This window comes from Candidatus Hydrogenedentota bacterium, from assembly GCA_035416745.1.
Lineage (GTDB): Bacteria > Hydrogenedentota > Hydrogenedentia > Hydrogenedentales > SLHB01 > UBA2224.
This window is the reverse complement of record DAOLNV010000015.1, coordinates 27320-40320: the sequence shown is the minus strand read 5'-3', so window position 1 is coordinate 40320 and position 13001 is coordinate 27320. Positions and strand designations below refer to the sequence as shown.

The 13001-nt window shown below is 61.6% G+C and carries 9 protein-coding genes; 3 read left to right on the top strand and 6 right to left on the bottom strand.

The genetic code is table 11. The annotated features are described in order from the left end of the window. Positions 1-11 precede the first annotated feature (11 nt). Positions 12-2729, bottom strand: coding sequence for a DUF4091 domain-containing protein (locus PLJ71_07340; protein ID HQM48487.1), 2718 nt, complete (start codon positions 2727-2729; stop codon positions 12-14). Between the two features lie 187 nt (positions 2730-2916). Here PLJ71_07340 and PLJ71_07335 point away from each other — a divergent pair, with 187 nt between their 5' ends. Then, positions 2917-4236, top strand: a complete 1320-nt coding sequence (locus PLJ71_07335) for a mechanosensitive ion channel family protein (GenBank protein ID HQM48486.1) — start codon at positions 2917-2919, stop codon at positions 4234-4236. 165 nt (positions 4237-4401) lie between these two features. Here PLJ71_07335 and PLJ71_07330 read toward each other — a convergent pair whose 3' ends face one another. The 4 genes from PLJ71_07330 to ruvA form a co-directional block, all read right to left on the bottom strand. Beyond that, entirely contained in the window at positions 4402-5772 is a 1371-nt protein-coding gene (locus PLJ71_07330) for a sigma-54 dependent transcriptional regulator (protein ID HQM48485.1), read from the bottom strand. Between the two features lie 167 nt (positions 5773-5939). Beyond that, entirely contained in the window at positions 5940-6287 is a 348-nt protein-coding gene (locus PLJ71_07325; GenBank protein HQM48484.1) for a PilZ domain-containing protein, read from the bottom strand. Positions 6288-6683: 396 nt separating this feature from the next. Next, on the bottom strand, positions 6684-7706 hold the full coding sequence (ruvB, locus tag PLJ71_07320; GenBank protein HQM48483.1) for a Holliday junction branch migration DNA helicase RuvB: 1023 nt from the start codon (positions 7704-7706) through the stop codon (positions 6684-6686). A gap of 61 nt (positions 7707-7767) precedes the next feature. Continuing rightward, complete coding sequence (gene ruvA, locus PLJ71_07315; protein ID HQM48482.1) at positions 7768-8475, bottom strand: Holliday junction branch migration protein RuvA; 708 nt, start codon at positions 8473-8475, stop codon at positions 7768-7770. A gap of 139 nt (positions 8476-8614) precedes the next feature. On the opposite strand from ruvA, the gene PLJ71_07310 reads away from it, so the two are divergent. Together PLJ71_07310 and PLJ71_07305 are read left to right on the top strand one after the other, a co-directional pair. Beyond that, the gene (locus PLJ71_07310; protein ID HQM48481.1) at positions 8615-10099 is read left to right on the top strand and encodes a hypothetical protein; all 1485 of its coding nucleotides are present in this window, start codon (positions 8615-8617) and stop codon (positions 10097-10099) included. Positions 10100-10343: 244 nt separating this feature from the next. After that, complete coding sequence (locus PLJ71_07305; GenBank protein ID HQM48480.1) at positions 10344-11918, top strand: hypothetical protein; 1575 nt, start codon at positions 10344-10346, stop codon at positions 11916-11918. Between the two features lie 39 nt (positions 11919-11957). Here the strand turns inward: PLJ71_07305 and PLJ71_07300 are convergent, their stop codons facing one another. Continuing rightward, positions 11958-12596 (bottom strand): PEP-CTERM sorting domain-containing protein, encoded by a 639-nt coding sequence (locus PLJ71_07300; protein HQM48479.1) that lies wholly within the window; start codon positions 12594-12596, stop codon positions 11958-11960. Positions 12597-13001 lie beyond the last annotated feature (405 nt).

Sequence of the window (13001 nt, the reverse complement as noted above, 5' to 3'; positions counted from 1 at the left end):
CCGTCCTGCTCTCAGCGCGCAAGCGCCTTCTGCATTTCGACGATGGCCCGCGCAATGGCGTCGCGTTTTTGCATCATCACTTCGGGCTCCCGCGTGAACGTAACCAGGTCCGGTACCACCGGGCCGAGATCGGCCGCCGGGCGTACACGGTCCAGCAAGGCTCGATTCCCCGATTTCTCGGCCCGCCGCTGCAGCTCGCGAAATAGGACCAGATAACCGTAGTCTTCTATGCCGTCTCGAATGATCTCCCATCGAATCGAGGGGACGGGGCCGCTGGCCGAGGGGTATACCAGGAAGCCGTCGCCGTTGACCGGGGTGATATCTACGAGGCCTGCCCGGGGATCGCGCCCGGCCGGAAGCGAATTAACGCTCCAATAATGCATGCCCCGGACCCCCAGTGCCCACAATTGCCAAAACAGGGCCCGATGCTCGATGGCCGCATAATCCACGAAGAAGTTGGCGTACGGCCGTGGGGGGCTCTGATCGATGTAGCACCAGACTTCGCCGCCTTTCTGAACGCGCTCGAGGATGATCTTCCCGTTTACGGTATCGAACATTGGAAGATGAACGCACCAAATCTGCGCCGCGTCGGACAGGAAGGGCTGCAGACCGTAGGTCGAAACCATCATGGGAATCTGCGGGGCGGTGTCCAGCCAGACCTGCATGCGTTCGAACAAGCGGGGCCATGCGGGCTCCGGCGGCCCATCGCCGATATGGCAAAAGGCCCTGCCGGACAAGTCATGGCCTTTGACAAATGCGTTGGCCATCTTGAGTTGTTCCGGCGCATCGAGCAGGGACGATGGGACCGCATAGGTAGTGGTTCCACCGTCCTGCAGCACGGGCAGGCGCTTCTCGTACGCCGCCAGGCTGGCCGCATAGTCCGCGCTCTCCGCGGGCAGAGCGCTCAGGTCGCGCAGCGTAACGCCGTGCTCGGCCGCGTCCTGGAGGTATGCCTGTCCCAGTTGGGCGGCGGCGCCGCTGTATCCCATGTGTTTGCACATGGCGAGCGCGCCGTCCAGCCAGAATCCGAAATCGGTCTTCAGCGCGGGGGGCTGGGGCAGTTCGAAATCGTAGACCGTGGCTTCGAGCCAGAACTCGACGGGACCGCCGTTCGAGGACGCCAGTTCGGCCAAGCCGCGGTACATGCCCGGCGGCGTGCCCGGAGGCGCATAGACGGTTATCCACAACGGGCTGCAAACGCCGCCCCGGGCGGTAAACGGCGTGAGCGGCTCAAGCGGATCGGGCCAGCTTCCCGTGGGCCCCTCGAAATGACTCGGCACGGTGACCGGGCAGTAATTGACCCGGTAGGCCCGGATGTTCTCGGCCGAGAGACGGGAATTGGTTTCTCCGTTGAGCAGATCGGGAATCTGGAGGGACACGTCAAGCCAGTCGCCGCCCTCCGGCGGGCGCAGGACAAGCTGGACGGATTCCCGCTCGTTGCGCGCGAGACTGACGCGGACGGCCGGTTCAACCGTGCCCGTGGCAACAGGCTGGTCATCCCGGAAGATCTTGTTCAGCGCGGGTTCCGCCCAGAGCGCGGTCTCGTGCCGGGCGGCCATGGTGCGTTTGAGGGTGCGCGGTTGGCGATCGAGCGCGTGGGGAGCGTTGGTCCAGGCCTCCATGTTCCAGGAGGCGGCCTTGCCGGTGCAGAACTGGGTATCTAAGGCGCCATGAGGCACGTTGAGGTCCTCCCCAAGATTGAAGGATGCGCCGTCTTTCTCGAAAAGGGCGACCAGGTCATAGGGCCCGTCGGCCGGGGCGGTCCAATCGTACGTACACCGAACCACGGTGTCGATATCGAGGTCGAACTGTTTGGGTTCGAGTTTCCAGACGCGGCCGTTTTGCGCAAGGATGGACGTCTTGATCACAAGGGGCGGCAGATCTCGTGTTCCCGCAAGGAGCACGGTCAGACGGCCGGGTTCGTAATCCACCTGGGCCGCCAATTCCGTGGTGGCGAAATCCACGTGAGACAAGCCGCGCACCATGTTCACACGGTATGCGGTTTCCCACGTGGTTTTCGCTTTGAACAGACGCGGCACGTACGCCGCCTGGATCGCGCAATGGTCGCCGTCCAGCTCCGGCTCGATAAGAAACGAATGGAGATGTTCCGCATCGAATACGGCGTAAACGGTCTCGCGCGATTGGGCATCGGTGACGGCAATCCAATTGCGCGACGCCGGGACGAAGCCGCTCATCTTGATGGAACGAACGCCGCCCAGCGTAGGTGCGTCGATGCGGTCCGCTGCGTCCAGCTTTCCCCCGGCTGCAAGCTCGGCCCGCACCCACGGCGCTACCCATTGGTCTTCGGTCCCCGCGTTCTCGACGGTCCAGCGGACGCGAAGGGATGCTTCGTCGGGCATGGGCTCGATGAGGCGCTGGCTCTTGAGACCCGCGATGTTCGGGCCGTCACAATCGTAGGAGTAGCGCAGGACCGGCCGGCCCGACACGCCTTCAAGGACCTCGAAATTGACGTTGAGGCGCCGGTTGGGGATGTAGAAACTGCCCACGCCGAATCCCTCGAGGAGGAGGCCGTCGCCGGACGCCTGGTTATGCGCGCTGCCGCGAAGCCCGAACCACGACACCGTGCCGGGGCCATCGGCGGGCAGCGTGACCTTCAGGTGTGCGGTCTCGATTTCGACGTCTTCGCTCCCGACCGGCGCGGCGGCGACACACGGACTCCACAGGACTGCAACGAACGGAATAAGGGCAGTGTAAAGCGAGAAACGCATCGTATAAGACCTCCTCGGGGGCATGGCTCCGAATACAGAGATTTTACTAAACGGCGCGACCAGAACCAACGCACGCGTCACCAGGCACGGGCCTGTTTTTTGCAACACACACAAGGACTATGGTATCTCCAACTCATGCTCAGGGATTTTATCCATATCGACGGGACGGGAAGGAGATTTTACGGGCATGAGGGTTTCTCGCAGGAGGTTCTTTCTTTTCGCGCTCTTTATCCTCTTCATCATCGCGGTTTCGCCTGCGTTCGCGCCGCCCGCTCTCGCAGCCGAAAACCCGGCGGGGTCGACAGTAACCGAGGGAGAGACCGCTTCAGCGGGCGACGCTGCAGACGCTGAAGCGCAAGAAAAAGACACGGCCCCGCTCGAAGAGATTCAAAAAAAATGGCGCCAGGAACTGCTCGGGTGGCAGCGGTGGGACGTTACCCTCGAGCACCTCGGATATGCGGGAGGCACATTCATCCTCCTTTGGATTGCCGCGCTCGCCGCGCGCAGCATTCTTCGGCGCGTTGTGGCAAGCCGCCGGCTCGAACGGCGCCGCGAGTCCGGCCGTATGATGCAGCGGCTCCTGCTGGTAGTGCTGCGCAAAACCAGGAAGGCGTGCATCTTTGTCGTCATCCTGTTCCTGTCGCTCCAATGGCTCCGCGCAACCAGCACGTTTGTCGGCAAACCGTTCGTGACACTGATCCTGACATTTCAGGCTACGGTATATGCCAGCGACTTCATCCGCCGCTACATCAACAGCGCCCGATTGCGCAGGGGGCGCGAGGATCCCAGCCGGGTATCGTCGTTCGGCATCCTGTCGTTCGCCGCGCAGGTGGCGGTGTGGTCGTTGGCCCTGCTGGTGGCGCTGCAGAATCTGGGTTTTGAAATCACGGCGCTTGTCGCGGGCTTGGGCATCGGCGGCATAGCCATCGCATTTGCGCTTCAGAACATCCTGGGCGACATCTTCTGCTCCGTGGCCATCATCCTGGACAAACCGTTCGCCGTCGGCGATTTCATCATTGTCGGCGAGCAGTCGGGCATGGTCGAGAACATCGGCATAAAGACAACGCGCGTCCGCAGCCTGTGGGGCGAGCAGATCGTCTTTTCGAACGCCGACCTCACCAGCAGCCGCATCCGCAACTACAAACGGATGAAAGAGCGGCGCGTCGTCTTTTCCATCGGTGTGGTGTACCAGACCCCCCTCGAAAAACTGGAACGCATCCCCTGTCTTATCCGTGAAAGCATTCAGGCGAATCCGCGGACTCGGTTCGACCGCGCCCATTTCCAGAAATTCGGCGACTTCGCGCTCGTTTTCGAGGTCGTCTACTACGTGCTGGATAGCGACTACAACGTCTACATGGACATTCACCAGAACATCAATCTGACCATTTTCCGCCGGTTTGAGGAGGAAGGCGTCCAGTTCGCCTACCCTACGCAGGAACTTGTCATCCGCCCAAGCGCCGCTTTCTCGACTCAGTCGCTGCAGGAGGGGCCGAAACCGCACGCATAGGTTCCGGCGGGACGGATCCGGGATGGCGCCGGCCGTCAATCTGGTGTGTCTCGATACGCCGTTACCTCGCGGCCTGCCCTGAGTCTGCTGTGCGGACAGCGTTGGGCTTTTCCTGGTCTTCCAGGCCTTTGCGAACCTTCCGCGTAACCGGGCGAGATGCCGGGTCTAGTCCGCGCGGATGCCGTATTCTTTCATTTTTCGCCAGAGAGTGGAGCGGGAGATGCCGAGTTTATCGGCGGCTTCGGTCTGGTTGCCGGAGAGCTTATCGAGGGCCTGGCGGATGAGCTGCTCTTCCATTTCCTTCAGCGTAGGGATACTCTCGCTCGCGTAGTGGGGCAATGCGAACGGCGCGCTGCCGCCCGCCCGCACCTGCTCGGGCAGATCGCGCGCCCGGATGATATCGCCGTCGGCCATAATAATGGCGTGGGCGATGATGCTCTCGAGTTCGCGGACGTTGCCCGGGTAGCTGTAGTTGCGAAGGTAGGCCTGGGTCTGTTCATCGAAGCCCTGCACGCGTTTGCCGAAGCGCCGGCTCATCTGCGACACGAAATGCCCGACCAGCTGGGGCAATGCATCCATGCGCTCGCGCAGCGGCGGCACGCGCACCTGGATGACGTTCAGCCGGAAGTAGAGGTCTTCACGGAAACGGCGTTCGGCTACGGCTTCCTCAAGGTTCCGGTTGGTGGCGGCCAGCACGCGCACATCAACGTGGGAAGAGGAGGACGCCCCCACGGGGCGGATCTCGCCGTTTTGGAGCACCCGCAGCAGTTTGGCTTGGGTGGCCAGGCTCATCTCCCCCACCTCATCGAGGAAGATGGTACCGCCGTCGGCTTCTTCGAACAGGCCGCGCTTGTTGGAATCGGCCCCAGTGAACGCCCCTTTGAGGTGGCCGAACATCTCGCTCTCGAGCAGCTGCTCGGGAAGGGCAGCGCAGTTGACCGCGATGAACGGCATCTCACGGCGCCGGCTCAAACGGTGGACCGCGTTGGCAATGATCTCCTTGCCGGTCCCGCTCTCCCCGAGGATCAGGACCGTGCTGTCGGTGGGCGCTACCTTCGTGATCACCTCGATGACCCGTTTCATGGCCTTCGAGTCGCCAATGAACTCTTGAAACAGGTCCTGCTCGTAATCCTGTATCGCGGTTTGCGTCTGCAGGTTGCGCCGGGCCTTGTTTACCGCAAGCGCCACATCCGAGGGCGCGGAACTCTTCGGAAGGTAGAAAAACGCGCCCCGGCGAATGCCCGCCAAGGCCTTTTCGAGCTTCGCGATTTCAACAATCAGGATAAGTTGCGTATCGGGCGTCTGACGCCGGATATAGGTCACCAGGTCCAAGTCGCTTTCTTCGTCCAGCTCCATGTCCAGAACGATGGTCCCAAACGTGTTTCGGCCTACGAGCCGCAGGACCCCCCGCGCATCGTGGCACCGCTGGACGTGGTACCCTTCGGTTTCCAGGAAATGGGCCAGCGTACTTGCGTAAGGAGCGTCCCCGCTGGCAAGCAACACCTGCATACCAACGTCTTCGGGGTTGTTTCGCATCGAAACGTCTTGTTTTGTCATGGTCCTGATTGTACCAAAACGAAGCGGACTTGCCAAGTCCCGTCCGAAATGCGACACCCGGTACGGCTTGATTGCCGCCGAGAATGGGGGAAGGCCAGGCCCGCAGGATCGGATCGGGGTTGGCAAGCGTGGTGTCGTACGGGAGGTTACACTGCTGCCAATACGGGCCTGGCCTTGGTGACGTTGAGAAAGTTCTCCAAATGCTCGATTTCGTCTTCAGTCATATCCAGAAAGCGCACACCGAAATAATGCAAGCCATTTCTGAGCGGAACGGACCAGCACACGCGCCCTTTGCACTCGATGGCCGGGCCGGTTTCGCCCAGCTGCAGCCGGATCAAGAGGGGTGTGCCGGGCACATGGGGCCGTAGCCAGGTAAACCGAACCCCCGACAACGATAAATCGGCGGAACGCATATGCGAGGGGCGTTCTTCGTAAGGCTCGTAGAGCCACGCCACTATCTCGATGCCGTGCCGTATGTGCCTTCTGCGTTCCATGAGCTTCCGCGTTCCTTGCTTCAACAAATGCCGTCTCTCTCTTATAGACGCTTTATGCGTCACTTTTGGTGACAAAAAATGGAGACCGCCATACCCTCTCTCTAATACCGCTGTCTGCTCCCGATTATTCAACGGCTGAGCGGCCTCATTGTTCACGGGAAGTGGGATGGTTCTTGCAGGCCCCACTCGATCGCCCGTACATACAGACGAACTCCCCGCCGTATTCATTCAATCTTATTTTACTAGATTGACGGCGAATATGCACATCGTTTCCCTTTCTCATACTAATGAACACTTACGCGGAGATTGATCACCGGGGACTGCAAAATAGTTCCCTGCGGCGGCACACGCGCGGGGAAAGAGGGCTTATGCGGGTCTTTTCTGGATTTATCAGCGCTAGAACAGCGCGCCCTGTGGACTCTCCGGCGGGGTCAGGCCGAAATGTTTGTATGCCCCGGGCATGGCGACGCGGCCCTGGGACGTGCGTTTGATGAAGCCGAGCTGGATCAGGTACGGCTCGTGGACCTCTTCGATGGTCTGGGGTTCCTCTCCGATAGCGACCGCAAGGGAGTTGACGCCCACGGGGCCGCCGCTGAACTTGTCGATGATGGTAGAAATGATGGTTTTGTCCATGTCGTCCAGCCCGAGTTCATCGATCCGGTGCAGGCGCAGGGCGGCATCGGCTATTTCGCGGGTGATGGCCCCATCGGCCTTGACTTCGGCGTATTCGCGCACGCGGCGCAGCAGGCGGTTGGCGATGCGGGCCGTACCGCGCGAGCGGCGCGCGATCTCGTAGGCGCCGCCCTCGTCGATCGGTGTCGCAAGGATGCGCGCCGAGCGTTTGACAATGACCTTCAATTCCTCGGGCGAATAGAAGTCGAAGCGGCACATGTCGCCGAAGCGGGCGCGCAAGGGAGGCGTCAACAGTCCCGCGCGCGTGGTGGCGCCGATAAGGGTGAACGGTTTGAGGCCGATCTTGAGGGACCGCGCGGTGGGCCCTTTGCCCAGCATGATGTCGACTTCAAAATCTTCCATCGCCGAGTACAGGGTTTCTTCCACCGCGTGGTTCAGCCGGTGGATTTCGTCAATGAACAGAATGTCGAATTCTTCGAGACTGGTCAGGATGGCCGAGAGGTCGGCCTGGCGCTCGACGACCGGTCCCGCGGTGGATTTGATATCGACGCCCATCTCGTTCGAAAGGATACGGGCCAGCGTGGTCTTGCCAAGCCCGGGCGGACCGCACATCAGAATGTGGTCGAGCGGCTCGCCACGGGCCTTGACGGCCTCGATCGAGATGCGCAACCGCTCTTTGATCGCCTCCTGGCCGGGAAAATCGTCCAGCCGGTGCGGGCGGATCTGCTCGTCAAGCTCGCGCTCGTCTTCGCGCGGACTCGGGTCCAGGACTTCGTCCTTTTGCATAGCTTCCGTTTACGGTTCGAGTGCCGGGCGTTCCGCGCCGATACGGACCGCCGCGGGCGGCTCACTTCGGTTTCAGTTTGGCCATGGATTGCAGCGCTGCCCGAACCAGTTCCTCAGGGGGCGCATCGGCCCCGAGTTTCATCCGGGCCTGCGCCGCGGCTTTCCGCGCTTCGCCGATGGTGCATCCGAGCGAGGTAAGCGCCTCGATCACGTCGTCTTCCTGGGGGTATGCATCGGTTTCGGTCTCGCCGAGGATCAGACTCAGCTCGGCGTCCTCGCCAAGCTTGGCTTTCATCTCGAGCAGAATGCGCTGCGCGGTCTTCTTGCCCACGCCTGAAACTCTCGTGAAAGCCGCCACGTTGCTGTCGTGAACGGCTTGCCCGAACTGCTGGACGGACATGGCCGACAAAACCCCCAGGGCTACTTTGGGGCCCACCCCGTTAATGCCCAGCAGCATTTCGAAAAGCGCGCGCTCTTCTTCGCGAAGAAACCCAAAGATTTGAAACGTGTCCTCGCGGATGTGGCAATAGGTAAGCAGCGTGGCCTCGGCATTCACCGACAGCCGCCGGTGCACCTCGGCCGGCACCAATACGTCAAACCCCACGCCGCCCACGTCCAGGGCAACGCGGTTGAGCTTCTTCTGTGCAACGACCCCTCTGAGAAAGGCAAACATGCCGCCATGGTAGCCGCGCAGGCTGCCGCGATCAACTTCACTCCGGCGCTGCATCTCGCGGGCCGGGCGAAGGCGGGCCATCAACAATACGCTCATGCCGCACCAGAGAACGCTGGCGGGACGGGCGCGGTACATGACCCTGCGGACAATCTGAATCCGTCGCTTGGATTATGGTTAAATAAGCAAAGACGGGAAATACGAACCTTCACGTGAGTCAGCAATCCAACAGGGGATCATGATGCGTTATGCGTTGAGTCTCGATGACACGCTGCGCGCGGGGCTATGTGCCGCCGCGGTGTTGGCTGCCTGGTGCGGTTGCGCAAGTGTCTCGTATGCGGCGGACCATGCCGGGGCCTCCATAGGCAAAGAAGCGCAACTCTTCGTCGACGATGTCATGCTTGCGCATAAGGACGGCGTCGTACGCAGGAGCAGTGCCTGCCGCAAGCTCGAGCAGCCCGTGTTGACGGCGGACAAGCCGTGGGAACGCACGGACATCGACCGCCGCATCTATGTGTACGGCACGGCACTGCCGCGGGAGGACGGGACCGGCTGCCGGATGTGGTACATGGGGTATCCCAACCTGTTGCTGTATGCCACGTCTGACGACGGCATCCACTGGGAGCGTCCGAACTTGGGACTGGTCGAGTTCGAGGGTTCGAAAGACAACAATCTGCTCGACATCAAGCTGCACAGTCCCAGCATCATCCACGAGGCCGACGCATCGGACCCGAGGCAACGTTACAAGATGCTCGGGTACCAAAAAAGCGGCGGGGATCGGGGTTACTGGGTGGCGCATTCGCCGGATGGGCTGCATTGGGAGTTCTACGACAAGAATCCCGTTCTGCCCGGCGGCGACACGTGCACCCTGGCCTACGATCCGGATACGCGCCAGTACTTCGCATTTCACAAGCTGTCCCACGAGTACCGGGGCGAAACCCGGCGGCTTGTTTATCTGGCAGTGAGCAAAGATATGCAGACATGGACCGAGCCGGAGCTGGTCATGGCGCCCGACGAGGCCGATGACCGGCAGACGCGCGCCGAGGGCGGCCGCTGTTCCCATTTCTACAACATGTCGGCGTTCAGGTACGGCAGCCAGTGGCTCGGCCTCGTCACCCACTTCCGGTACATGGGGCCGCCTTCCGTCAGCGGCCCGGAGCAAAGCGGACAGGACGGCCCGATCGATGTCCAGCTGGTCCACAGCCGCGACGGACGGCACTGGAACCGGTCCGAAGATCGGTCGCCCGTGATCCCCAACGGCCCGTATGATTATGACGCAGGATGCATCCTCGGCGTTGCAAATCAGCCGATTGTGACCGGGGACGAGGTGTGGATGTACTACAGCGCCATCACCACCACACACGGCGGCTATATCCCGAAGAAACAGATCAGCATCGCGCGCGCGGCATGGCGGCTGGACGGCTGGTGCTCGTTGCACGCTGGCGAAGCGGGCGGGGTTATCGAAACCGTCCCGCTGCGTCCCGAAGGCGATAGGCTGACCGTGAACGCCGCGGCGTCGGGCGGCGCCGTGGCTGTGGCTGTGCTGGACGCGTCGGGCAACCCGGTGGCGGGCTATGGCGACCCGGATTGCACGCCTCTGAAGCGCGATGACGTGCGGCAGCCTGTTCGTTGGAAGAATCGCGACGGGCTCCCCCTCGAACGGCCCATACGGCTGCGGTTTCGCTTGCGAAACGCCGACCTCTTCAGCTACCGGATCGAGTAGCGGCGAGCTCAGCGCCGCCCGCCCCCATCAGAAAACCGGCCCTCCGTTTAAGCAAGCCCTCGCAGTCGGGCGTGGCGGGCCCGTCCGCCGGATCCGGCTGACCGGTGTCACGAGTCCAGCCCGTCTGACGTGTCTGATCACCGGCCGGGCGGCTGTGGTTGGGCGCCGGTGGCAATCTTCCGGAGGAGGCGATACACTGTTGCTCAAAGATGCCGGCGCACGAGTGAGAGGGAGCTGAGCCGCCATGAAAACAGGCAAACAGTTGGTGTGGGCCGTGATAGCTATCTTTGCGATAGCCGCGGTTCCGGCGCGGGCACAAGACGCGTTCGAGAAGGCATCGGGGTCGGCGGCTATCGCGGGGCACGCGCTGGACAAAGTGCACCGCTGGCTGCACGAGGTCGCGCTCACGAAGATTGACCCCGAAACCGGTCTCTACAAGGCGGACGGCGCGTGGAACTACCGCGATACGGCGGCGGACTGCTATCCCTTCCTGGCATGGGCGGCGTTTGTCGTGGACAAGGAGGCGCTGAACGGCCCGGTGCGGGGCGTACTCGACCGTGAGCAGGCGCTGTGCAACACATACGGCCGCATCCCGGTCCCGTGGGACTTCGAGAAGGGCGCGCCAGCCACGGACACCGCCTGGGACGAAGTCGTGTTCCAGGCATCGGAATACGTGAAGGACGGCCTCATCGCCGTCGTCGAAGTGACCGGGCCGGACGCGTGGTTCGACCGCATGCGGGCCATCGAGGACGACCTCTGGGCGGCGGCCAAAGTCGAAACACCCTTCGGCAAAATCCCCTCGGACAACATCGAGGTCAACGGCGACCACCTCCAGGCGCTGCCGCGGCTCTATGCAATGACGGGCGACGAGAAGTACCTCGACTGGGGCGACCGGCTCGCTGATTTCTACTTCGCGCAGGAGAATTTCATCCCCACGCGTCTCCGGGACCACGGCTGCGAGATCATCGGCGGGCTGGGCTTGCTTCATGCAGTCGAAACGACGGACAGGCCCGCTAAGGCGGCCGAACAAGCGCCGCGGTTGAAACGGATCTTCGACGAAATCCTCAAACGGGGTTGCAACGAAGACGGCATGATGTACAACGCCATTGACCAGGGCAAAGGACAGCTCAGCGACGGCTGGGGTTACAACTACGTGGGTTACCTCTGCTACGACATGGCCACGGGCACAAACACCTACCGCCCGCGGGTCGAGCGAACGCTTCAGAACACCATGAAACCGCTTTACGAGAACTACGCGTGGGAAGGGGAGTCCATCGACGGGTATGCCGACTCGATCGAGGGCGCGTTGTACCTGCTGAACCGCGTGCCAGTTGCCGAAGGGTTTGCGTGGGTGGACCGCGAAACGAAGAACAACCTGGTTGACCATCCCTCGCGTCTCGAGAACGGCGAGCTTTGGGGCACCATGAAACTGCAGTCCAACGGCGTGCGCACGGTGCTCATCCACTCGCTGATGCACACGCAGGGCGTGATCGCGCGGCCGTGGCAGCAGGGTCTCGAGGCCGGCGCGGCAGCCGCGGGCAAGGGCATCGCTATCGTAGTCCGCGCGAGCGGGGATTACCGCGGCGTGCTCGAGTTCGACGTTTCCCGCCACCGCGTCTACCTGGGTTTCGAGAAAGACTGGCCCCGCATGAACACCATCCCCGAATGGTTCACCGTCGAGCCCGAAGCCCGTTACACGGTCACGATGCCTGGTGACGGCGCCGGGAGGACATACACCGGCCGCCAATTGCATAACGGACTCGAGGTGTCACTGAAAGCCGGCGAAACCCTGCGGATCAGCGTCACCCCCGCGCCGTGAGGGGGCCCGTTGCCATGAAGGCTTGCGGCTATCCGCTGATCACGAATGACGCTGGTCCTTGAAGCGGCGACTCGCTCTCGCGCAAAGACCCGCGAGCCCGGCCCCGAGAAGGACGCAGGTCGACGGCTCCGGGACGACCTGGCAGTCCAAGGTGCCTTCCACATCGACGTACGAATAAGGGTCTCCACCCTCGTTAAATGCATAGAAACCTATATCCGATACGTCAAAGGCCAGGCCCAGTTCGGGGAAGGTGACCGCACCCGTGCACAGAGAGGCCGAGCCAGACGCTTCCGCATACCACATAAACCCGTATTCTTGCCAGACTTCAATATCCCACGATATTATCCCGGTTTCTATTTCCCTTGTTGTTATTGTTGGCGCTTCTAGGTCCAGCAAATCCAAGAACACAGAATAAGGCGTACTAGCCGTGTAATAAGCCGGCCCCGTGTAGTCACCACCTTCTGCAAGCTCATTCATGTATCCCAAAAAGTCGGGAAGGCCAACGTCGGCGTACAAGAACAGATTCTCTGCCAATCCGGGCGCACTTAAATCCAAGGAATATCCGGGCATGTACATCCCGCTGGAGCCGCTGAAGGGAAACATATCCGCCCCGGCCGGCCCTGACGCGGACAGTAACAGGCACGCGCACAACGCGAAGCAATTCAGGCGTGAAAGCATTGCAGTTTGTCCCCCTTGTTTACAGGTTCACAGGACTATACCACCTGTCGGCGGAGCAAGGATCGTGCCCCATGTGATTATCTAAATGCGACAAGGGTTTAGGTATGCATGGACGAGGAATTCTGGGCTTGGGCGCGCAGGAACGCGACAAGAGTTTATCAGCTATGACAATGTTTTGATCTATGTTGCCCGTCTGTGTTTCGGAAAGTTCAATAACTCCGCAGTGCATCCGCGTAAGTCAGCGAAAACCCGCCCTTTGTTGCGATAAGCAAGGTCGAACACTTCGGAGGAATGCGGGGGATTGACAGACAGATAGGAGTGGGAAGCGGCGGCTATTTTCCTCAAGCCCCGGCGCTCAATTCTCTTTGGTGTCTGGCGGGACCGATGTGAGCGGAACGCCGATGA